Annotated in this window: 20 protein-coding genes; 8 read left to right on the forward strand and 12 right to left on the reverse strand. The window is 71.0% G+C overall.

Annotated features, from left to right (window positions below; genetic code table 11):
* Positions 1-49: 49 nt before the first annotated feature.
* A complete protein-coding gene (locus ACQ66H_RS07550; protein ID WP_430433472.1) occupies positions 50-451 on the forward strand; it encodes a CopD family protein in 402 nt (133 codons plus the stop codon).
* A gap of 33 nt (positions 452-484) precedes the next feature.
* On the opposite strand, the gene ACQ66H_RS07555 is transcribed toward ACQ66H_RS07550, so the two are convergent.
* On the reverse strand, positions 485-1,054 hold the full coding sequence (locus ACQ66H_RS07555; RefSeq protein ID WP_430433473.1) for a DUF2231 domain-containing protein: 570 nt from the start codon (positions 1,052-1,054) through the stop codon (positions 485-487).
* Positions 1,055-1,066: 12 nt separating this feature from the next.
* Here ACQ66H_RS07555 and coxB point away from each other — a divergent pair, with 12 nt between their 5' ends.
* Genes coxB through ACQ66H_RS07575 form a run of 4 tightly spaced genes read left to right on the forward strand, consistent with a single transcriptional unit; the run spans position 1,067 to position 5,392 of the window.
* A complete protein-coding gene (gene coxB / locus ACQ66H_RS07560; RefSeq protein ID WP_430433474.1) occupies positions 1,067-1,759 on the forward strand; it encodes a cytochrome c oxidase subunit II in 693 nt (230 codons plus the stop codon).
* Positions 1,735-4,281 carry a cytochrome c oxidase subunit I gene (ctaD, locus tag ACQ66H_RS07565; protein ID WP_430433476.1) on the forward strand — a complete coding sequence of 849 codons (2,547 nt, stop codon included), beginning with the start codon at positions 1,735-1,737 and terminating at the stop codon, positions 4,279-4,281. Before coxB ends, ctaD begins: the two co-directional genes overlap by 25 nt.
* On the forward strand, positions 4,278-4,607 hold the full coding sequence (locus ACQ66H_RS07570; protein WP_430433477.1) for a hypothetical protein: 330 nt from the start codon (positions 4,278-4,280) through the stop codon (positions 4,605-4,607). Before ctaD ends, ACQ66H_RS07570 begins: the two co-directional genes overlap by 4 nt.
* Positions 4,595-5,392, forward strand: a complete 798-nt coding sequence (locus tag ACQ66H_RS07575) for a cytochrome c oxidase assembly protein (RefSeq protein ID WP_430433478.1) — start codon at positions 4,595-4,597, stop codon at positions 5,390-5,392. Before ACQ66H_RS07570 ends, ACQ66H_RS07575 begins: the two co-directional genes overlap by 13 nt.
* A gap of 7 nt (positions 5,393-5,399) precedes the next feature.
* On the opposite strand, the gene ACQ66H_RS07580 is transcribed toward ACQ66H_RS07575, so the two are convergent.
* The 4 genes from ACQ66H_RS07580 to ACQ66H_RS07595 form a co-directional block, all read right to left on the reverse strand.
* Positions 5,400-8,609 (reverse strand): DUF748 domain-containing protein, encoded by a 3,210-nt coding sequence (locus ACQ66H_RS07580; protein WP_430433479.1) that lies wholly within the window; start codon positions 8,607-8,609, stop codon positions 5,400-5,402.
* A complete protein-coding gene (locus tag ACQ66H_RS07585; protein ID WP_430433480.1) occupies positions 8,606-9,586 on the reverse strand; it encodes an AI-2E family transporter in 981 nt (326 codons plus the stop codon). Before ACQ66H_RS07585 ends, ACQ66H_RS07580 begins: the two co-directional genes overlap by 4 nt.
* A gap of 92 nt (positions 9,587-9,678) precedes the next feature.
* Positions 9,679-9,999 (reverse strand): hypothetical protein, encoded by a 321-nt coding sequence (locus ACQ66H_RS07590; RefSeq protein ID WP_430433481.1) that lies wholly within the window; start codon positions 9,997-9,999, stop codon positions 9,679-9,681.
* A 113-nt stretch (positions 10,000-10,112) separates the two neighbouring features.
* Positions 10,113-11,468: an NAD(P)/FAD-dependent oxidoreductase gene (locus ACQ66H_RS07595; RefSeq protein ID WP_430433482.1), complete on the reverse strand. Its 1,356-nt coding sequence runs from the start codon at positions 11,466-11,468 to the stop codon at positions 10,113-10,115.
* 218 nt (positions 11,469-11,686) lie between these two features.
* Between ACQ66H_RS07595 and ACQ66H_RS07600 the strand changes: the two genes are divergently transcribed.
* The gene (locus tag ACQ66H_RS07600) at positions 11,687-12,094 is read left to right on the forward strand and encodes a TraR/DksA family transcriptional regulator (RefSeq protein WP_430433483.1); all 408 of its coding nucleotides are present in this window, start codon (positions 11,687-11,689) and stop codon (positions 12,092-12,094) included.
* A 15-nt stretch (positions 12,095-12,109) separates the two neighbouring features.
* Here ACQ66H_RS07600 and ACQ66H_RS07605 read toward each other — a convergent pair whose 3' ends face one another.
* Genes ACQ66H_RS07605 through ACQ66H_RS07615 form a run of 3 tightly spaced genes read right to left on the reverse strand, consistent with a single transcriptional unit; the run spans position 12,110 to position 15,657 of the window.
* Positions 12,110-12,481: a ChaB family protein gene (locus tag ACQ66H_RS07605; RefSeq protein WP_430433484.1), complete on the reverse strand. Its 372-nt coding sequence runs from the start codon at positions 12,479-12,481 to the stop codon at positions 12,110-12,112.
* Between the two features lie 48 nt (positions 12,482-12,529).
* Entirely contained in the window at positions 12,530-13,318 is a 789-nt protein-coding gene (locus ACQ66H_RS07610) for an endonuclease/exonuclease/phosphatase family protein (RefSeq protein ID WP_430433485.1), read from the reverse strand.
* Positions 13,318-15,657: a VTT domain-containing protein gene (locus tag ACQ66H_RS07615; protein WP_430433486.1), complete on the reverse strand. Its 2,340-nt coding sequence runs from the start codon at positions 15,655-15,657 to the stop codon at positions 13,318-13,320. The genes ACQ66H_RS07610 and ACQ66H_RS07615 overlap by 1 nt, the downstream gene beginning before the upstream one ends.
* Positions 15,658-15,750: 93 nt before the next feature.
* Between ACQ66H_RS07615 and ACQ66H_RS07620 the strand changes: the two genes are divergently transcribed.
* Entirely contained in the window at positions 15,751-16,932 is a 1,182-nt protein-coding gene (locus ACQ66H_RS07620) for a glycosyltransferase family 4 protein (protein WP_430433487.1), read from the forward strand.
* Positions 16,933-16,984: 52 nt separating this feature from the next.
* Positions 16,985-17,470 (forward strand): phosphatase PAP2 family protein, encoded by a 486-nt coding sequence (locus ACQ66H_RS07625; protein ID WP_430433488.1) that lies wholly within the window; start codon positions 16,985-16,987, stop codon positions 17,468-17,470.
* Here ACQ66H_RS07625 and ACQ66H_RS07630 read toward each other — a convergent pair whose 3' ends face one another.
* From ACQ66H_RS07630 to ACQ66H_RS07645, 4 genes are read right to left on the reverse strand one after another with little or no spacing between them, the layout of a single operon-like run.
* A complete protein-coding gene (locus tag ACQ66H_RS07630; protein ID WP_430433489.1) occupies positions 17,471-18,325 on the reverse strand; it encodes a DUF2334 domain-containing protein in 855 nt (284 codons plus the stop codon). It lies immediately after the preceding gene.
* Positions 18,318-19,430 (reverse strand): glycosyltransferase, encoded by a 1,113-nt coding sequence (locus tag ACQ66H_RS07635; RefSeq protein WP_430433490.1) that lies wholly within the window; start codon positions 19,428-19,430, stop codon positions 18,318-18,320. Before ACQ66H_RS07635 ends, ACQ66H_RS07630 begins: the two co-directional genes overlap by 8 nt.
* Before the next feature lie 47 nt (positions 19,431-19,477).
* Positions 19,478-20,056 (reverse strand): hypothetical protein, encoded by a 579-nt coding sequence (locus ACQ66H_RS07640; RefSeq protein WP_430433491.1) that lies wholly within the window; start codon positions 20,054-20,056, stop codon positions 19,478-19,480.
* 40 nt (positions 20,057-20,096) lie between these two features.
* A complete protein-coding gene (locus ACQ66H_RS07645) occupies positions 20,097-21,536 on the reverse strand; it encodes an RNA polymerase factor sigma-54 (protein ID WP_430433492.1) in 1,440 nt (479 codons plus the stop codon).
* Positions 21,537-21,943: the final 407 nt, after the last annotated feature.

The following is a 21,943-nucleotide window of genomic DNA, read 5'->3' on the forward strand; positions in this document are numbered from 1 at the left end:
ATCGCTATCGGCCGGCGGCTTCGCTCGCCCGCCGACAAGGAGAGGGCGCGTGCTGCTGCTGAAGGCTGTCCACCTGGGCGCATTGATCTGCTGGATCGGCGTGCTGCTCTACCTGCCGGCGCTGCTGCATGGGCTGGCCGGACGAGACGGGGCGCTGCTGCACCTGCGTTTCGCACGCCTTGTGTTCGTCGCGGGCGCGACGCCGGCAGCGCTGCTCGCCATCATGAGCGGCACCGCGCTCTTCGTCGCCGACAAGATCGTCGCGCCGTGGCTGGTGCTCAAGCTCTGCCTGGTGGCCGGCGTCGTGCTCTGTCATCTGGTGTCCGGCCTGATGATCCTGCGCGCAGAGCAGGTTGCACCGCCTTCCGGGCGCTATGCCTCGGCCGTCGGCGTGCTCACCGTGCTGCTGGTCGGCGCCACCTTCTGGCTGGCGCTCGCCAAGCCGGTCTGAGATCAGGCGATGTCCGGTGCTGCTGCCGTTCCTTCAATGATCTTCGGCCGGCGCGACCGGGTGTACGACGCCGACCCCGTGCTCGTACACCAGTCGTCCGCCGAGCCAGGCAGCGAGACCGGTTGCCACCGCGCTGCCGAACGACAGCGCCAGCGCCGTCTCGGGCTGTCGCGCATGTTCGCCGGCGAAGCGCAGCAGCCAGTTGTAGGTGGCCAGAGACAGCAGCATGACGGCGGCCAGCGCGTGCGCCCAGGCGCTGATCTTCTCGCGGATGCGTCGCACCGCCAGCAGATCGAACAGCCCGACCGCGCTGGCCAGCCAGCCGCCGCCGGCGCCGACACCTGCCAGCCAGATGCCGGCGCGCATCCAGAACGGGTCGCGCGTGTACAGCCAGGCGAGGTCGGTCGCCACCAGCGCGAGCAGGGCGGCCACCGGAAGGTGGATGAGCATCGGATGCAGCGGGTGTTTGCCGAGGGCGGCGCGGCTGTGTATCGGTTCCGGCGATTCGGGCGGAAGGCGGTCCGGCGAGCCATCCGGCAGGGTCGCGTCCGGCGTGTGGTGGCGCGTGTCTATCGGTGGTGCGGGCGGAAGCGGTCTGCTCATCGGGTCGTCCTCGTGCTCGGGCGGAAATCGCTGATCTGCGCCGGCCTGGTGCCCGCGGTCGCCGCAGCGGTCGAGGGGCCGCTGTCGGTCCTCGACCCGGCGGCACCGGCGGCGCGCGAAGCGGCCCTGTTGTGGTGGTGGATGCTGCTCGTCGCGGTGCCGGTGTGGGCGCTGGTGTGCGGGCTTTGGCTCCGCGCCAGCCGCCGTCGGCCGACGGTCTCCCCGTCCGGACAGCAATCTTCGGGCCTGCGCTGGCTGCTGTTCGGCGGCGTGCTGCTGCCGGGCGCCAGCATCGCGGCGCTGCTTGTCTGGGGCATTCCCGCCGGCCAGCGCATGGCCTACGCCGACACCGACCCACCGGCGCTGACGGTAGAGGTGACCGCGCGGCAATGGCAGTGGGATGTGCATTACCCGGACAGCGGATATCGGCTGGTCAACACGCTCTATCTGCCGGCGGGCGAGGTGGTCAACATCCGGCTCGCCAGTGCCGACGTGATCCACTCGTTCTGGATTCCCCGTCTCGGCGGCAAGATGGACGCGGTGCCCGGTCGCGTCCACCGGCTGCGTCTGCGCGCCGACGAGCCGGGCGAGTACCTCGGTCAGTGTGCCGAGTACTGCGGCATCGATCATGCATTCATGAGGTTGCGCGTACAGGTGTTGTCGCCTCAGGCGTTCGCCGCATGGATGAAGGCGCCGGCGCCGTGAGCGGCGCGACTCCGGCTGAAAGCCTGCACGCGGAACTCGAAGCGGGCTGGGCGAACGGACGCGGCTGGCGGGCACCGGTTACGGTCAGTCACGGCGCACTCGGCCTGCGCTTCATGTACACCGGCATGGGCTTCTTCCTGTTCGGCGGCCTGCTGGCCATGCTGATACGCGCCCAGCTGGCGCTGCCCGGCCGCGTATTCATGCCGCCCGATGTGTACGCGCAGGTGTTCACGCTGCACGGCAGCGTCATGATGTTCCTGTTCGCCACGCCGGTGATGGAAGGGCTGGCGGTCTATCTGCTGCCCAAGATGCTGGGCGCACGCGACCTCGTGTTTCCCCGCCTGTCCGCCTTCGGCTACTGGTGCTACCTGTTCGGCGGCCTGATCCTGATTTCCAGCCTCTTCCTCGGCGCCGCGCCCGACGGTGGCTGGTTCATGTACCCGCCACTGACCGGGGCGCACTACAGTCCCGGGCCAAATACTGATGTGTGGCTGATCGGCATCACCTTCGTCGAGATATCGGCGGTGTCGGCCGGCGTCGAGCTGGCGGTGTCCATCCTGTACGCCCGGGCGCCTGGCATGAGCCTCGACCGCATGCCGCTGTTCGCCTGGTACATCCTGGTCATGGCGCTGATGATCATTGCCGGCTTTCCGCCGCTCATCCTCGGCTCGATACTGCTGGAACTGGAGCGGGCGGCGGGGCTGCCCTTCTTCGACCCGACGCGCGGCGGTGACCCGGTGCTGTGGCAGCACCTGTTCTGGCTGTTCGGTCACCCCGAGGTCTACATCATCTTCCTGCCGGCGGCCGGCATCGTGTTGACGCTGGTGCCGGTGTTCGCGCGGCATCCGCCGGTCGGCTACCGCGCCGTCGTGATCGCCGTCATCAGCACCGGCTTCATCAGCTTCGGGCTGTGGGTGCATCACATGTTCGCGGTCGGCATGCCGCTGCTGTCGCAGGCCTTCTTCTCGGCGTCCAGCATGCTGGTGGCGGTGCCCACCGGGGTGCAGGTGTTCTCCTGGCTGGCCACGTTGTGGCGCGGCCGGCCGGTGGCCAATGTGCCGATGCTGTGGCTGGGCGGCTTCCTGTTCATCTTCGTCGCCGGTGGGCTGACCGGCGTCATGCTGGCACTGGTGCCCTTCGACCTGCAGGTGCATGACACCCATTTCGTGGTCGCTCATCTGCACTACGTGCTGGTCGGCGGCATGCTGTTTCCGTTGATCGCCGGCCTCTACTACTGGCTGCCTCACTTCTCCGGCCGCATGCCCTCGCTCGCGCTCGGCCGCTGGGGCTTCTGGCTGGTATTCACCGGTTTCAATCTCGGCTTTCTGGTGATGCACTGGACCGGCCTGCTGGGCATGCCGCGGCGCGTACACACCTATGCGCCCGACCTCGGGTGGGATCTGCCCAACCTGCTGTCTTCGGTGGGCGCTTTCGTGATGGCTGGCGGCGTCGTCTGCGTGCTCGCCGACCTGCTGCTGCACGCGCGCTACGGTCCGCCCGCGCCGCGCGACCCGTGGGGTGCGGATACGCTCGAATGGGCGATGCCGACGCCGGCGTCGGCGTACAACTTCGTCAGCCTGCCGACAGTGAACAGCCGTCATCCACTGTGGGATGAGCCGGATCTGGCGGACCGCCTGCAGCGCGGCGACGGACTGCTGCCCGGCGCGCCGGGCGGGCGGCGCGAAACGCAGGGCTGCGATCCGGTCAGCGGCGAGGCGCGCAGCGTCATCGTGCTGCCCGGCAACACCTGGTTGCCGTTCGCCGCCGCCGCCGTCATCGCTGTCGTCTGCATCGCGCTGCTGACGAAGGCCTATGTCGCTGCCGCTATCGCGACGGTGGCCGCGCTCTGCCTGCTGTTCCGCTGGTCCTGGCAGAACGGCGTGCCCCCCTTGCCGGACGACGCCGTGCCGGCCCGGCTCCCCCTGCATCCGGTGGCCGCCGAGGGTCCGGGGCTGCGAGGCATGGGGCTGACGCTGGTCGCCGACGGCGCGCTCTACATGTCGCTGCTGTTCGGCTGGTTCTACCTGTGGGTGGTGCCGCCGTCGGCGGTCGCGCTGTTGTGCCGCAACAGCGGCCTGTGGGCGAGCGGCTCGCCGGCCTCGCTGCTGCTGCTGGCCGCCGCGGCGAGCGCGACCTTTGCTGCGCTTGCGCTGCGCGGGTCGGCGCGTCGCCTGCGGCGGGGCGAAGGCAGGCATCTGTTCGCCGGTGTGCTGGCGTCGGCGCTGCTGTGCCTGCTGGCGGCTGTCGCGCTGACCGTCGGCTGGAGCCAGGCCGGACTGGCGCCCACCGTCGATGCGCGCGACGCGGCGGCGGCGGTGGTGCTCGGCTGCAATCTGGTCCACCTGCTGCTGGCGACCGTCGTGCTCGCGCTGCAGGTGGCACGGGTGCGCTGCGGGCGGATCGGCGTGCATGCGCCCTACGAGCCGCGCGTCGCCGGACTGCTGTGCGGCTACAACGCGCTTGCATTGTGTTTGGCCTGGGTGGCGCTGGTGCCGTTTCCGCAAGCCTGGGGCGGCGCGTGATGGTCGGCCGCGCGGCATATCAGGTGGCGCTCGGGCCCTTGCTCTGGGGCGGTTGGTTCGTCGCGCTGTATGCCTTGCATGGCCTTCTGTGCGAGCGTCAGGTCGAGGAGGGCGGTGTGCGCCTGACGCTGCTTGGGCTGACCGCGTGCGCAATTCTGGCTTCAGCCGCGCTGGCCGCGCTGTGTCACCGGCGCGCGCGCGACGCGGCGCTTGCGCCGGCGTTGCGCTTCACGGCGGGGCTGGCCGGTGGGCTGCATGGGGTGGCGGCCGTCACCATGCTGGTGATCGCCGCACCGCTGTTCGGAGTGACGCCGTGCGCTGCCTGACCTCGGCACGGCTCGCGGCGATGTGGTCGCCAGCAGCACTGGCGCATGCCGAGGCCGCCCGCGGCGCGGCCGGCGCGGCGACCGAAGCGGTCGGCGCGCTGGTGCTGGCGGCCATCTGGCTCGCCTATCTGGCCGGTGTGCGACGGCGGCGTGCGTCGCCGCGCGCCGCCGCCTGCTTTCACGCCGGGCAGCTCACCGTGCTGCTGACCGCCTTTGGTCCGCTCGATCGGCTCGCCGCCGACAGCGCGGCGCTGCACATGACGCAGCACATGTGCTTCATGCTGGTCGCGGCGCCGCTGTGGGTGCTGGCCAACCCGCTGCCGCAGTTCCGCGCGCTGGCGTTTGGCCGCGCCACCGGCCTGTGGCGGCTGCTCGCGCGCACCGGTCACGCGCCGGCGGCCTGGGCAGTGGTGCACGGTGTCACCCTATGGTTCTGGCACGCGCCCGGGCCGTACCGGCTGGCGCTGGCCGATCCGTGGTGGCACCTGTTCGAGCACGCGAGCTTTCTGGTCACCGCAGCGCTGTTCTGGGCGGCGACGCTGCACGCCTACCCGCCGGCGCGCGGCGCGGCACTCGTCGCCGTGGCGGTAACGCTGATGCACACCGGATTGCTGGGGGCGCTGCTCACGCTGGCCCCCTTTCCGCTGTACGGACGAGGCAGTACCGAAGACCAGCAGCTGGCCGGACTGCTGATGTGGGGGCCGGGCGGACTGTTCTATCTCGCGGCCGGCGCCTGGATAGCGCTGCGCTGGTTCGCGATGCGGCAGGCGCCGCTGCGCGGATGAACGCCGGTCAGGGCGCCGGCGGTGCGTCGATACCCTGCAGTTCGACGTCCACGCGGGTGCGTGCGTCGCGCGCCTCGACCGGCGCGGCGATGTCAACGCGCGCGGCGTCCAGTCCGCGGAGGTCCAGTTGCTGGCGCACTGCGTCGGCGCGCTGCTGCGCCAGTGCGGCGACCGCGTCGGGCGGCGCCTGCCGCTGGTCGGCCAGGTGCACGAACAGCGCGCGGTACCGCGCAGCGGCACCGTCGCCATGGTCTGCGGGCGTGGCGTGAGGCATGCGCGCGGCGTGCAGGCGGGCCACCGCCTCCTGCACCGCCGGGTCGCCGAAGTCGAGCAGCCCGCCGTCGTCCGCTACGCCGGCGAGCTGCGCCACTTCGCTGCGCAGCGCGGCTTCGCGCAGGACCTGTCCGTCGAGCTCTTCGTCATAGGCAGGGCGCAGGCGCACGCCGACGCCTGGCCGCTGCGCCAGCGCGTCGGCCAGGCGGTCGAGCTTTTCCCGCTCGCCGGCCGTCAGACGGCTGCTGCCGGGGTCGAAATCGATCGCGCCAGACAGTTCGTCCTCGCCGCCGAGCAAGCGGCCGAGCAGGCGGAAGGGCGCGCCGACGATGCGTTTGACCGTGTTGTCGATGGCGTCCGCTACAACGCCCCGGTAAAGGAAGTGCGCGTCGTTGACCTTGCCGCGCACCGGCACCTCGACCCGCGCCTGGCCGTCGCGGTCCTTCAGCAGCGCCAGTGCCAGTTCGAGGCCGCTGTCCTTGAGTCCGCCGGCGCGCACGCGGTCGCCCAGCGTCACGTCCTGCAGCGTCACGACGTTCAGTCCGTCCAGTTCGCGATCGCGGATGCGGTAACGAAGATCGAGCCAGAGCTTGCCGGAGGCGATCTTGCGGCCGGCGAAAGTGGCGCTATAGGGCGACAGCAGCGGCATGTCGATGTTGTCGAAGCGCACGTGCAGGTCGGTCATGTCGGCCAGCGCCGCAGGTCGCACGCGCCCTTGCGCGCGGGCTTCGCCGTTCGGCTGGATGCGGCCGTGCGCCTCGACCGTGGCCTCGCCGTCGGGCCGGTTGTTGACGCCGAGCAGGCGCGCATTCACGTCGGTCACGCGGGCGGAGAAGGGCAGCACCAGGCTGTCGTCGGAAAAGTCGAGCGTGCCGCGAACGATGTCGAGGCGCTCGATGCGCACCGGCAGCCGCGCCGGCGATGCGCCCGACGGCCCACCACGAGCGGATGTCTTGGTCAGGCGCACCTGGCTCAGGTTGAGCTGGCGCGATTCGTCGATGGCGATCCGTCCCTGCGCGTCTTCGAGCGTGAGACGGGTGAGGTGGATGGCGCTCGGCTGCCGCTCCAGGCGACCTTGAGTCCGCACGCCGGCCGCCTTCAGCAGGGTTTCGCCGCTGTCCGGATCCTTCAGGTGCAGACCGGCGAGGGCCGCCTGGCCGTCAACGCGCAGCGCCGGTCGGCCGCCGTGCCGCAGTCGCAGGTCGGCGTCGAGTCGCCGTGCCGACAGGTCGAGCGGAGAGATGCCGCGCAGCAGCGGCGTCATGCTGTCCAGCGGCAGCGCATCAATGCGCAGTCGCGCGCTGGCGCCGCTGCCGTCCTGCCGTGCCTTGCCGTCAACGCGCAGCCGGCCTTCGCCGGCACGCAGGTCGGCGCTGTAGGACACCGGTGTGTCGGCGCCGCGCGCCAGACCGCTTACCGTTGCCTGGCCCTTCAGCGTGATCAGCGTCGTCTTGCGCTGCGCTTCGGCCAGCTGCAGCGTCAGTGCGTTCAGCGCCAGTTCGTCGATGCGGTAGTCCCAGCCGGCGCGGCGGCCGGTGGCGGGCGACCGGCCGCCGCCGGTGCCGGGAGACGGCACCAGAACAGGCCGTCCGTGGGCGTCGAGCTCGACCTGCAGCAGCAGGCCGTCGATGTTGACGCGGCGAGCGGACAGGCGGCGCGCCGCACTGTCGAGGTGGGCGCCCTGAAGTGCCAGCGCCGACGCGCCGACGGGCGCGGCGTCGGCCGCCTGCAGGCGGGCGCCGGCGAGCACCGCATCGATCGCGCTGGCCGATATCGCGGCCGGCGAGGTGGCGATGTTCAGTTGCAGCTGGCCAGTCAGGTGATCGGCACCGACGCGCAGCGGCAGTCTGAGGTCCTCGTAGCGCAGCGCCAGCCGTTCGGCCGACGTGTCAGCCAGTTCGATGCGCCACGATGGCGCGTCCGCCGCCCTCGTGGGGCCGGCCAGCCCGCTCCAGTTGAGCCGCCCGGCGGCGTCGCGGAGGACGTTGAGCTGTCCGGACTGCAGCCGCACGCCGTCAAGGTGCAGGCGACGAGCGCCCGCAAGGTATCGTCCGCCGGCGACCGACAGGCGCTCGACGGCGAGTAGCGGCGCGCCGCCATCGACCGGCATCAGTTCGAACGCGCGCGCCTCCATCTGCAGCGCTTCGAACACCAGCGTCTGGCGCAGCGGGGCGCTGAAGTCGATGCTGTAGTGGGCGCGCGCGTCGAGCAGCCCGCCGGTGACGCGCGCCGACGAGGCGGGCAACAGTCGTTGCCACCAGAAGCCCGCGTGCGCGCTGCTCAGCCGCATCCTGCCCTGGCTGGCCAGCGCCGCCAGTCCGAACTCGCCGTCGAGTTCGAGCAGACCGTCGTCGGGCAGCGGCGCGTGCACGCGGAAGCGCGCCGGTGCGGCGCCGACCGTTGTGGACAGGTCCGCCAGTTCCGCACGCGCGTCGCGCAGCACCAGCGTTTCGGTGAGCGGGCCGGCGCGCACGCTGAGCGAGCGGAGCGTCAGCGTCGCGCGTGCGATGTCCACCGGTGGCAGACGCGGGGTCACGCCTGCGTTCCGCGCCTTCGTCGCCGTGTTCCCCGGGGCGGCAGCCGGCGCCCGTTCGACGCGGATGTCAACGTCATCCAGAGTCAGTTGCGATATCTGCCAGCGCCGCGCGAACAGGCTGTGCCAGGCGAGTTCGGCGCGGACCCGGCCGATGTCGGCGGTGATGCCGGCTGCGGCCGACGACAGCGCAGCATCGCGTGCTTCGAGCGTGAGACGGAAAGGGTGGATGGACAGCTGGCCGATGCGCAGCGCCATGCCGTGTTGCTGCAGCACTTCAGGCAGGCGGCGCTCGACCTGCGCCGGCAGCCACAGTGCGAGCAGTGCGGCGTAAAGGGCAAGCAGCGACCCCAGGGCCGCGACCAGCAGCGCCGCGCGTCGGTAGCGGCGGCCGACACGCGCTCCGCTCATCTGCCGGCCCCGGCGGGGGCTTCGCTGCCACGCACGATGACGAGCAGGGAGGCGGCCAGCGGCGTGGCGAACAGCACACCGAGTGCGCCGAACAGCGCGCCGAACACCAGTTGCGCCGAGATGGTCGCCACCGGCGGCAGATGCACGCTGCGGAAGTCGATCAGCGGCGACAGCAGGTAGTTCTCCGCCGCCTGCACCGCGACATAGAGCAGTGCCACAGACAGCGCGGTGGACGGGCTGACCGCGAGCGCGACGATCAGCGCCGGGCAGGCCGCCAGAGCAGGGCCGATATAGGGGACGAAGTCGAGTGCGAAGGCGATCAGACCGAGCGCCAGCGCCAGCGGCATGTCGAGCAGCCACAGGCCGATGCTCACCGTCACGCCGACCAGCGACATCTTCAGGAAGGTGCCCAGCAGCCAGCTGCGCAGCGCATCGACCAGCAGGTCGATGCGCTCGGCGGCCTGGCGCCGGCGTGCGGCCGGCAGCAGGTGCAGCAGGCCGCGGCGGTACACCTGCGGCGTGGCCGCGCCGTAGAGGCCCATGAACAGCACGACGAAGAAGCCGGCGACGATGCCTATCGTGTTCGAGAACAGTCCGCGCAGACCGGGCAGCCACAGTTCGCGATCGGGTACCAGCGTGCGCAGGTTCTTCTCGGACAGCAGCACGCGACTCCAGTCATAGAGCTTGAAGCGGGCGCGCGTTTGTTCCCACGCCTCCTGCAGCCGCGGTCCGAGCTGATCGATCTGGGTCGCCGCCTCAGCGCCGAGCAGAGCGAAACCGAGGCCGAGCAGCGTCAGTATCGACAGCAGTACCACGGTCAGCGCAAGCGGGTAGGGCAGCCCGCTGTGCCGACCGAGCAGCGCCGACAGACCATGCAGGAAGATGCCGGACAGCACACCGGCAAAGATGAGCAGCAGCACGTTCGCGAGGTTCTCGATCAACAGCGCCGCGGCGATCAGCGCGACGCCCAGCAGCACCGGTCGTTTCAGGAGCGGGTCCGGCGCGTGCCGCTCCGCGAGGTCCGCTGCGCGGCACGGTAGCTGGCGCCGCCCCGGCAGCCGCTTCGCCCTCATGCGCTCAGCCGCCGTGCGCGTTCGGTCCGGATACGACGGTCGGCACCGACCGGCATGGCAGGCCGCAGCTCGCTGCAGACGCCGATCATCCGCAATGCATGAACCGACTGCGGCGCGTGCGCCAGCGCCTCGCGGGAGCGTGCTTCGTCAACACCGCCGCCGGCGACCGTCGGCGACACAGCGTCGGCACTGATGATGGCGCTCGCGGTGGCGCCGACCGCGCCTTCGCGCAGGCAGGGCATGCTGCGCGCAGCGGCTGCGTCGCCGGGGATGGTGGACTGCGGCAGCGCGGTCTGCGGCGTGTCGCCGAACGTCATCGCAGCGCACAGAAGGAAAAGCGTGCAAGGACCGGATCGCGTGGCAGGCATTGGACACTCCCGTCGAGTCAGGTGAACGAGGGTCAGCAAGCGGTGTGCCCCCGTTTGCCGCATCAGTGCAGCTTGACCCGCGGTCGGGCGCGTCGGCTCAAGCACTCGCCGAGGGTGAGCGCCGCCGTGCGCAGCGGTCCGAGCAGAACGGCGAGGTGGCGGCGATGCAGCAGCCAGTAGCCGAAGCGGGCAGCGGCGCCGCCGAGTATCGTGCTGCCGCCGCCGGCGTTCAGCGCGCCCACCGCGTGATCGCGTCCGAGCGTCACCAGATTGCCGCGTTCGCGGTAATGAAAGTCGGGCAGCGACTCGCCGCGCAGCCGTCGCTGCAGCGACTCGGCGAGCAGCGCCGCCTGCTGGTGTGCCACCTGCGCTTTCGGCGGCACCGGCGGCGCGTCCGGATCGGGGCGGCAGCTGGCGCAGTCCCCCAGCGCAAACACGTCTTCGTCGCGCAGGGTCTGCAAGGTCGGTCCGACCTTCAGCTGCCGCTGCGGCGTGAGGTCCAGTCCATCGGTCTGCGCCAGCACCTCGGCGCCCTGCACGCCGGCAGCCCAGACCACCAGGTCGGCGTCGATCCGCGAGCCATCGCGCAGCAGCAAGGCGTCGCGGCGCACCTCGGCCACCTGCTGACCGAGGCGCAGCGTGACGCCGCGATGTTCCAGATCCTGCCGCGCCCGCTCGGCCACCCCCTCCGGCAAGGCCGCGAGCAGGCGCGGCCCGGCTTCGACCAACGTCAGCTGCAGCGGCTGGGCCAGCTTCTGCAGGCGCAGACCGTAGGCGGCGATGTCCGGGGCCGCGGTGCACAGTTCGGCCGCCAGTTCGACGCCGGTGGCGCCGCCACCGACGATGGCCACCTGCACCGGCCGGCCGGTGCCGAGGTCGGCGCGCGCGCACAGCGCCATCAGGCGGCGGTGGAAGTGTTCCGCGTCGTCCGGGCTGTTCAGTGACAGCGCGTGCCGCCGCGCGCCGGGCGTGCCGAAGTCGTTGTCGATGCCGCCTACGGCCAGCACCAGCGTGTCATAGGCGACTGACCGGCGCGGCGCAATTTCCATGCCCTCGTCGTCGCACAGCGCGGCCAGCCAGATGCGATGCGGGCCGCGCTCGACCGACTGCAGGCGTCCCTGGTGAAACCGGAAGCCGTGCAGTCGCGCCTGCTGCCGGTAGTCCAGTTCGTGCTGCTGGCGGTAGCGGGTACCGGCCGCGATCTCGTGCAGCAGCGGCTTCCACAGATGGGTTGCCGCCGCGTCCACCAGCACGATTTCCGCTTCGCCGTGACGTCCTGCCGTGCGCCCGAGACGCGCCGCCAGTTCCAGCCCGCCGGCACCGCCGCCGACGATAAGGATGCGGTGGTGCTGCTGTGCCTGCCGACGCGAGGCCAGCAGGGAGGTCGGCGGAAGTGTTTCGTACGGCAGGCGGTTCATCCGCGATCCTTCGGCAGTGTCGGGGACGACCTTCCCAGCAACGGCGGTGCCCGCCGCGGCGCGCTGCCGCCCCCGCCCGGCGTTGAAAAATGTGCAGGCCGCTTGCAAGAAGCTCCGCCAGGCGCGCGACGGCGCCCGGTTCCGGCGAAGGCATCGCGCTTGCTGCGCGCTTCGCGGCCCGGACGGGTCACCCCTTCAATTTTCACGAGGACGCGAACATGACCCCATTGAGACCGGAACAGGTGGCCGCTCTCGCAGAAATGCTCGACGAGGGCGAACGCGCGTTGAAGTCGGACGTCCACGCGCACGTCGCCAACCTGCGCGATACCAGCCCGCCCGGTCTCGAAGCGCCGGCCGGCGACGCGGCCGACGTGGCCGAGGCCGGGCAGCTGCGCGAGAACGACAGCGTGGCGGTGTTGCGCGACGTGCGCGCGCTGCGCGACATCGAGTTCGCGCGCGAGCGCATCGACGCCGGGCTGGCCGGTGTCTGCGTCGATTGCGAGCTGCCGATTCCGTTCGCGCGCCTGCGCCTGCAGCCGGCGGCGGTGCGCTGCGTCGAATGCCAGGAGGTGCTCGAACGACGCGGTGCGCGCCAGCCCGACGGCTCGCCGATGCTGCAGATCTGACGCGACGTTCCGGCGTCAGCGCTGGCGCGTCGCGATGGCGCGCGCCAGTTCGACCTTGGTCATCGCCGAGCGGCCGCGCACGCCCAGTTCGCGTGCGCGCTCGTACAGTTCCTGGCGGGTGTGCCCGTACAGGTCCACGCCGCCGAAGCTCTCGCCGCTGCCGTGCGCGGCGCGCGGGTCGGACGGTCCGGCGTGATCCTTCGGTTCCCAGTGGTCGCCGACCTTCTCGAAGCGGTGCTTGAGCGAGGCAAAGGCGGTGCGGCGGGCGCGCTCGCCCGGGCCGTAGCTGCGCTCGGCGCTGGCCAGCGTGTGCGCCCAGGTGCGCTGCGCCTCGGGTGGCGAGCGGCGCAGCGTGGCCGGCAGTTCGGGTGTGTTTCTCTTGGGCATCGCAGTCTCCTTCGTACGGATGTGGCAGGACGGGCGGCGCGCGCGGCATCAGCCCTCGTGCAGCACGCTGGCAGGCGGTGCGGTGGCGGCGACGATGGCCTTCACCGGCAGATGATCGGACGCCACCCGCGCCAGTGGCGAACGGTGAGTCTGGAAGGCGAGCAGCGTGTGGCGCGGCCTCACCCACACGCGATCCAGTGCGAACACCGGCAGGCCGGACGGAAACGAGCGCTCGGCCGGCGAGTGACCGAGCATGCCGTGCAGCCAGCGCAGCGGCCGGCCAAGCGGCAGCCACTCATTGATGTCGCCGAGTACGACCACCTTCCGGTCGGCCGGCAGATCGTGCAGCAACTGCAGCATGCGCCGGACCTGGTAGCGACGTTCGGCCGGGCGCAGCCCGAGGTGGGTGACGATGACGCGCACGCATTCGTCCTCGACCTGCAGGTTGACGGCCAGCGCACCGCGCGCCTCGCGTCGGCCGTAACTGAGGTCGTAGCGCTGCACCGCCAGCACCGGTCGGCGCGTCAGCAGCGCGTTGCCGAAACTGCCTTCGTGGCGGACGATGGTGTGGCCGGCATGGGCCGCCATGCCGGTCGCCCGTGCCAGATAGTCGAGCTGCATCGATTCGTGGTGGCCGTCGGCGAGGTTGTCTACCTCCTGCAGGCCGACCGCATCGCAACCCAGTTCGAGGATGACCTGGGCGACGCGCCCAGGGTCGGCGCGTCCGTCGCGGCCGACGCAACGGTGGATGTTGTAGGAGGCGATGCGCAGGCAGTCCTGCCCGAGGGTGTTGTCCAGATTGCGCCAGTTGACGAGGCCCGGAGTGCGTGTCGCCATCAGCTCCTCTCCGCCGCCTGTCCGGCTCCGTTGCGGTGTTCCTTGACCAGCCAGCGGCGCACGAACAGCGACAGCAGCACGATGCCGAGCGCCGCCGTCAGCAGCAGGCCATAGTCGAGGCGGCCCGGGTCGTCGAGCGCGGCTTCCAGCTGGTCGCCGAAGACGGTGGTGGCCAGCGTTCCCGGCAACATGCCGAACAGCGTGCCGAGCAGGAAGGGCGCCAGCCGTATGCCGATGGCGGCCGCCACCACGCCTTCGATGGCGAACGGGGCGATCGGCACCAGCCGCAGCGCAGTGATGGCGAGCAGGCCGCGCCGGCGCAGCGTTTCGGCGATGCGCGGCAGGCGAGGGCCGGCGATGCGCTGCACCGTTGCCTCGGGCAGCAGCAGGCCGACCGCATAGGTCGCGAAGGCGGCGATCAGGATGCCGGACAGCGCGAACACGAAGCCCTTTTCCGGGCCGAAGGCGATCACCGCCGCGAGCGTGATCAGCGGGCGCGGGAACATGAGCAGACAGGCCGGCGTGTAGGCCAGCAGGATGAGCATGGGTGCCCAGCTGCTGTCGGCCATCGCGCGCGCCCAGCCGGTCACCCGCTCGGCATCGGCGACCTCGGTCAGCGGCGTGTAGCGCCACACCAGCGCCAGACCGAGCAACAGCAGCATGACGGCGCCAGGCAACGCCACCCGTGCCATGGCGGCGCGCGACCAGCGACGCCGCCCGGTGGCGGGCGCCTGCGCGGGCGTAGCGTCCTCCTCATCGTCCTCCGGGGTTACCGGCGTGCCCAGCTGCAGTTCGGGGCTGAAAGCCTCGACCAGCCGGTCGAGCGTGATCGGCTGTTGCGGGTCGCCGACGCGAGCCAGTTCGATCACGGCCTCTGGCCAGTCGGGCTGGCGGTTCAGCGGCAGCAAGGTGCGCGTGCGGCCGGACAGCGCCTCGATGGCCGGACCGAGCGCGCCATGCGTTTCGAAAGCGGCGACGACCGCCGCCACCTCGACGTCCAGATGTTCGGCCAGCAGACGATGGCGCACGTCGCGGATATAGGCCTGCACCCGCGCGTCGCCGCGCGCCTCGATCACCGCGTCGCACTCGCTGTCCATGCCCATCGAGCGGTTGCTCAGATTGGCCGAGCCGACGCGCAGCATGTCGTCGTTGACGATCATCAGCTTGGAATGCAGGTCTATGCACACCTTGTCGGCCAGCCCGTCGATGTGCGGATAGAGGATGCGGAAGCGGCCGTGCCGGTCGGCGGCGCTGAGGCGCTCGACCAGGCGCGTGCGCAGCACGTGCATCGTGTGTTCCTCCAGCCAGCCGTGGCTGAACAGGCGGACCACGACAATGACTTCCGGCCCGTCCGGCTCGGCCAGCCGCGCCGCCAGCGCCTCGCCGACACTGCCCGCCGTGAAGTACTGGTTTTCGATGTAGATGCGTTCGCGCGCGCTGGCGATCATGTCGAGGAAGAGCTGTTCGACCTCCTTGATCGGCGGCGCGTCCGCCTGCGGCGGCAGCGTGCGCGCCAGCGCCACGTCGATGTCGGTCAGTTCGGGCCGCACCTCATCCGGCCACGGGTCGCCGACGTCGCCCGCCTGCGGGATGTCGTGGCCGGTGGCGGCCAGCCAGCGCTCGCGTGCCACGTCGCCGATCGCGCGCGCGGCCTCGCCGTCGAACATCAGCATCAGGTCGTGAAAGGGCGGATAGGCCTTGTCGGCGCATTCGCGGCGGCTGTCGTCCGGACGGTGGGCGGGTGTGTCCCAGCGGCGGACGGTCAGATCGAAGCCGCCGACGAAGGCGAGCGCGTCGTCGATGACGACGATCTTCTGGTGGTGCGAGGCGCTGAGCGGATGCGTGTTGTCGTAGCAGAAGTGCACGCGCCGGTGCGGCTTCCAGCCGAGCCCGAGACGGGGCGGCAGTTCGCGGTCGGTGCCGAACACCATCGGATAGTCCCAGTCGAGGATGCGCACCATCAGGCGGTGACGCCGTCGCGCCAGCCAGTTCAGGAACTCGCCCAGCCGCGCTGGCGGTGCGCCCGGCACCGGCGGGTCGAAATGCAGCCGGGTGCGGCTGTCGAAGTCCCAGGCGAGCAGAGTGATCGAACGCTGCGCCCGTTCGGCCGCCTGCATGAAGGTGCGGAAATAGGCTTCGCCGTCTATCAGCAGCGCCAGACGGTCGGCGCGGCCACGTGCGAAACAGTTGCGACCGGGCACGCAGACGCTGTCCTGGCCGACCGGCGTCGGCGGGACCTTGTCCGGCAGCACGTCGTCGTGCGGGCGCGGCGGGGTGGTGAGGAAGGGGCGCTCGGCGTTCACGGCTGACGATGGAGTGGAGTCGCCCAGCTTCAGCAATCGACATGCCGGGGTGGCCGGCGGGGGGGCTGCGCCGCGGGAACGCCGATTGCACGCGCTGCACGTTCGCCTAACCTGTGCCGGGGCTCCGCGATGAAGAAGAACCTGGAGATCGTGATCGTCACCGATACCTATCCGCCGGAGGTCAATGGCGTCGCGCTGTCGATCACCCGCGTCGTGCGGCATCTGCGCAGTGCACGCCACCGGGTTCGCCTGGTCCGCCCGCGGCAGCAGGACGAAGCCGCCAACGAGGGCGACCTGCTGGTGCGCGGCCTGCCGCTGCCGCGCTATCCGGGCCTGCGTTTCGGACTGCCGGCCTGGCGCCGGCTGTTGCGGGCGTGGCGGGAGGACAGACCGGACGTCGTGCACATCGTGACCGAAGGTCCGCTCGGCTGGTCGGCCCTGCTGGCCGCCCGCCAACTCGGCGTACCGGTCACCAGTGATTACCGCACGCATTTCGACACCTACAGCAACCATTACGGCCTGGGCCTGCTGTCGGCTCCGGTGCGGGCGGCGCTGCGCGCCTTCCACAATCGCACTGATCTGACCTTCGTGCCGACCGCCGCACTCGAAATGCAGATGAAGCGGCAGGGCTACCGCCGCTTGGTCCGCGTGGGGCGGGGCGTCGACACCCGGCTGTTCAACCCGCAGATGCGCAGCCTGGAGCTGCGCACCGGCTGGGGGGCGAAGCCGCACGATCCGGTCTTTCTGTATGTCGGCCGGCTGGCCCCGGAAAAGAACCTGGAACTGGTGCGCGCCGCCTTCGACGCCATCCGCGGTGAGCAGCCGGACGCGCGCCTCGTGTGGGTCGGCGACGGGCCGGCGCGGCGGCGCCTGGACGACGGTCGGCCCGGTGAAATTTTTACCGGTGTGCTGCACGGAAGTGAACTTGCTGCGCACTACGCGTCGGCCGACATCTTCCTTTTTCCCAGCGTCAGCGAAACCTTCGGCAACGTCCTGCTGGAGGCGATGGCCAGCGGCCTGGCCATCGTCGCTTTCGATCTGGCCGCCGCGCGCGAGCACATGACCGACGGCGTGGACGCCTGTCTCCTCGTGCCCGCCTGCGAGGGCGACGAACTGCGCGCCGCCGCGGCCTTCATCCACGCCGCCCGCCGGCTGGCCCGGCAGCCGGATCGCCGCCGTCATCTCGGCCGCGCTGCGCGCGAAACCGCGGAGGGCCTGACCTGGCCGGTGGTGCTCAACCGTTTCGAGGCGCACCTGCATGCCTGCGCCGCGCAACCGAAAGCCGCGCTCGGTGTCGCGGCCGCCCATTAAACGACCGCCCATTGAGCGGCCGCACCCGGTCGCGGCCTTCGATGCCAGCTGTGTGCAGCGGCTCAACCGGCTGCTCGACCACCGACCCTGCCTGATCGCCGCACGGGCGATCAGCCGGCTCGGCGATGGCGAGGCCTGGCTGCTGCTGATCGCACTGCTCGCCGTGCTGCCGGGCGGCGCCGGCATCCGCTGCGCGCTGCACCTGCTGGTGGTCGGTGCGACCGGTCTGCTGATCTACGGCCTGCTCAAGCGACGTACTGCGCGTCGCCGGCCCTGCGTGTCGCTGCACGGCCTGCGCCTGTGCATGTCGCCGCTCGACGAGTTCGGTTTTCCGTCCGGGCATACGCTGCACGCCACGTCGTTCGCGCTGGTCGCGCTGCATCACCTGCCGGCGCTGGGCCTCGGGCTGCTCGCCTTCGCTGTGCTGACTGCACTGGTGCGCGTCATGCTCGGACTGCATTACCCGAGCGACGTGCTGGCCGGGGCGGTGCTCGGCGCCGCGCTCGCGCTCACATCGCTGTGGCTGCTGCCCGGCTGATCAGCGCCGTCGCGTCGCTGTCCTGCTTTCCGCCGTCCGCAGCGCCGGTGCCGAGCGCGGGCGTGCAGCCTGCGTCGGTCCGAGCAGCTGTTCGAGCGTGCTCGCGTAGTCCTGCAGCGTCATCGCCAGCCGGGTGCGAAGCAGCGTGTCGAGCAGGCGTTGCGCCTGGCCGAGCACGGCCGGGTACTGCGCGTCGGCCGGGTGCAGCGCGAGCTGCACAGGTTGCGCCGCCGGCAGCCGGCGCTGGCCCTGCCAGACCAGCGACGCTGTCCGGCGCAGCGCGCTGCGCGTGCTGTAGGTGATCACCGGCATGCGCATGGCAAGGTCGGGCTGCAACAGGTGGAAGTGCGTCGCCGTGGTCGTATAGCGGAAGGGCGTCACGCGGAGCGCACGCCAGGCGCCGGGGCCGAGCAGCCAGGCGGGGGCGACGAAGCCGTCCACCGGCCAGTTGCGCTGCTCGAACCACTGCCGGCCCGCCATCAGGCGGGCGTGAGCAGGCGCCGCGCTCAGCGTGGCGAATTCGCCTTCGTCGGCGGTGAGCACCCGTCGGCGCCACCATTCCAGCGGATTGCGCGACGGCGGACCTTCGTCGAGGTGCACATGGCCGTGCAACACCAGTTCGTGCCCGGCCGCGCGGCAGGACTCGATGGCGTCGCGATAGGCGGGCGGCGTTTCGTCCCCCTGGCCGTGGTAGTCGGGCACCAGCAGCAGGCTCACATGCAGCGGTGCGACCTCGGCGACGGTTTCGAGCAGGCGTTCGCATTGCGGCCAGGTGGACGGCGCGACGTCGTGGATGGACACGCACAGTACCGGCGGCGACAGGTCGGGCAGCATGATGGCTGACTTGCTAAGCATGGTGATCGGCTCCGCGGCAGGCGGCGCAGTAGGTGTGGCCGAGCGTCGGCAGCACGTAGCACCAGTCGTGGCGCTCGGCACGCAGGCGCGCCGCGGCGCCCAGCGCCACGCGATCGCGCGCGAGCACCGCCCGTACGCCGTCGGCCATCGCCGCGGCGAAGCGCTCGGTGCCGCGCTGCGGACTGCCGGCGTCGGTGCGGGCACCCACGGCGTCGTCCACCAGTTCCGCCTGTCCGCCGGTGCCGGCGACCACCGCCGGCACGCCGCAGGCCATTGCCTCCAGCGTCGCCAGACCGAAGGTTTCCTGGTCACCTGCGTGGACGAAGACGTCGCAGGCCGCGACCAGCGCGGCGAGCTTGCGCGGATCCGACTGGAAGGGCAGGGCGCGCACCGCCCGATGGTGTGGCGGCGTGCCGTCGCCGATCAGCAGCAGCACGTGGCCGTCGCCAAGCAGGTCGAGCATGCGGTAGAGCACCGGCAGGTTCTTTTCCGGGCCGAAACGGCCGAAATAGACGAGCAGGCGGTCGCCAGCGGCCAGACCCAGCGCGCGGCGCAGGCCCTGGTGAGCGCGGCAGGGGTGGAAGGCGCGGCTGTCCACACCCAGCGGCTGGTGCTGCACATGCTGCACGCCCATGCCGCCGAGCCGCTCGGTCATGCAGCGGCTGGGCGCGAGCACCAGATCGAAGCGCGCATACAGCCGGCGCACATAGGCTTCGGCGGCACGCTCGACCCCAGCGCCGGCCAGCCGTCCGAGCATGCGCGGCAGGTCGGAATGACAGAAGCCGATGACCGGTACCCCCAGCGCCTGTCCGGCGTCAACGGCCGCCCACGCGAAGTGGTAAGGGTCGGCCGCTTCGATCAGATTCGGTCGCAGCGTCTTCAGTGCGCCGAGCGCTGCGCGCGTATTGAGCGGCACGCGGTAGCCGCGCGAGAAGGGCAGCGGCAGGCTGGGCACCTCGATCAGCCCGTCCGCCGGTCGTGGCGATGGCCCCTGCGCGTAGCGTGGCAGCACGAGCGTGTGGCGGAACTGCTGCTGCGTCCGCAGCCAGCGCCGCTTCTCGCCGAGATAGCGGCGCACGCCGCCGCTGTGACTGGCGTACAGCATGGTGAGGTCACAGACGTGCAGCGGAGCCGGTCCGACGCACGCGCCGCTCACATCTGTCCCGGCTGCACGTGCTCGATCGGCTCGCGCGGGTCGAAGTCCACCCACTCGCCGTTGGCCCAGCGGCCCTCGGTGCGGTGCACCTCGCGCGCGCCCCCTTCGTGCAGCAGCGTGATCGCCTCGTCTGCCGCGCCAGGCCGTTCCACATTGAGCGCAATCATCGGCCCGCCCTGCGGTTCGGCCGGATGTTCGACCGAGGCCTCTTCCGGGTCCGGCGCCTGCATGCCGCGCAGCGCGCCGACCAGCGCGCCGAGGTAGGCGCCGACGCCGGCGCCTGCCAGCGCACCGACCGGGCCGCCCACGCTGCCGATGGCAAAACCGGTGGCGCTGCCTGCGGCGGCGCCGGCGCCGCCGCCGACCAGGGCACCGACGGCGGCGGTGCGGCCGGCACCGGAAGCGCCCTCGTCGCTGACGGCGTCGCCGCCCAGCCAGTAGAGCCCGCGCTGACCGGGCGGATTGAGGAAGTAGGTGGCGTAGTCGTCGGCGCCGAAGCCGTGCGCCGGCAGCGTATCGACGACGGCCTGCAGCTCTTCCACCGAGTTGAAGTGTGCGGCGATGATCTGTGTCATGTGTATGTCTCCTGTGGCTGAGGTTGGAGGGCGGCGCCGCTCAGGCGGCCCGCGGGTGCTCGGCCGCGTGGGCGGCGCGCCGCAGTTCCACGCTCGGAATGCGCATCAGTGAGCGGTACTTGGTCACCGTGCGTCGAGCAAGCTGCAGGCCTTGGCCGGACAGCAGATGAGCGAGCCGCGCGTCAGACAGCGGCGCGGCGGGGTCTTCGGCGGCGATCAGTTCCCTGATCAGCGCACGGATGGCGGTCGGCGAATAGGCGCCGCCGTCGTCCGCCGAAAGCTGGCGCGAGAAGAAATGCTTGAACTCGAACAGCCCCTGCGGCGTCGCCATGTACTTGCCATTGGTGACGCGGCAGACGGTGGACTCGTGCAGACCCAGCTCACCGGCGATGTCCTTCAGTGCGAGCGGCTTCATCGCCGCGTCGCCGTAACTGAAGAACACCCGCTGATGCTCGACGATGGCCGAAGCGACCCGCTGTATCGTCGAGAAGCGCTGTTCGACGTTGCGCATCAGCCAGCGCGCTTCCTGCAGCAGGCGCGAGAACGAACGCTCGCCCGGTTCGCGGCCGCCGGCCAGTTCGGCGTAGGCGCGGTTGATGCGCAGCCGCGGCTGTACCGCCGGGTTCAGCGTCGCCTGCCAGCGACCGCGACGGCAGGTGACGATGACGTCCGGCACGATGTAGCGGGTTTCGTCCGGACCGAAGCTGCGCCCGGGCCGCGGGTCCAGCGTGCGGATGAGCATGCGGGCGCCGTGCAGCCGGCTTTCGTTCCAGTCCAGCTGCTGCTGGATGCGCGTGAATTCGCGCGCCGCCAGCAGATCGAAGTGGTCGCGCACGAGCAGCAACGCGTCGCCGCGCCCCTGCGCTTCCTCGGGTAGCGCGTTCAGTTGCAGCAGCAGGCATTCGCGCAGTGATCGTGCGCCGATGCCCGCCGGTTCCAGCTGCTGCACGAGGCGCAGTGCGGCCAGCAGTTCCTGCGGCGCGACGTCGTGCTCGGGCGCGATCAGCGCCGCCAGTTCGTCCAGCGGCGTTTCCAGATATCCGGCGTCGGTCAGTTCGTCGATGATCAGATCGGTCAGCGCGCGGTCGCGATCGCTCATCGACGACAGCTGCAGCTGCGCCCGCAGATGGTCGCGCAGCCCGGTCGGCGCTTCCGCCCATTCCGTCCAGTCGGTTTCGTCGTCGTCGCGCGCACCGCCCGTGGTGCTGCCGTACGCGGCGTCGAACTGGATGGCCGGCTCCTCGGCGTCGTCGCGCCGGTCGGCGCCTGGCTCGGCGTCCGGCCCGTCGTCAGGCGCGGCGGAAGCAGTTGGCACGGCGCCGGTCACGGTCGGTGCCGCGGTGTCCTCTTCGAGAAAGGGGTTGCTGCCAAGAGCCTGTTCGACTTCCTGCGTGAATTCCAGCGATGACAGCTGCAACAGGCGAAGGGCCTGCTGCAGTTGCGGCGTGATGGCGATGTGCTGCCGAAGTCTGAGTTCCATGCCGAGGCTCATTCGGTGTCCTTTCGGTTTCGGGTGTCGTCGTGCTCGGTGGCGGGCTGTTGGATCAGGACACCGACCTGCAAGAGATATGCCATCGACAGCATCACGGCTGCATGGGCGATGCGCGCCGGACGGCGTGTGCAGGGCCGGAAGTATTTACATCCGGACAGTAAGAATTGCGTGCGTTTTGCATGGCGAAGCGGGCCGATATGGCGTCGCGGCGCCCTCGCGGCGCGGCCCGCAGGCGACGACCGTGGTGCGCAGTTCCGCGCTGCAGAAGGGTCGGTACGAGGTTTGGCGCTCGCTGTTCCGGCGCCGGTCTGCAGGCGCACGGGCGAGGCGGGCACGGAAACTGCAGATAGGGGGCCGGCAGCAGTCACGCGGTACGCCGCCGCATCCATTTCCGT

The organism is Methyloversatilis sp., from assembly GCF_965284615.1.
Taxonomy (GTDB): domain Bacteria; phylum Pseudomonadota; class Gammaproteobacteria; order Burkholderiales; family Rhodocyclaceae; genus Methyloversatilis.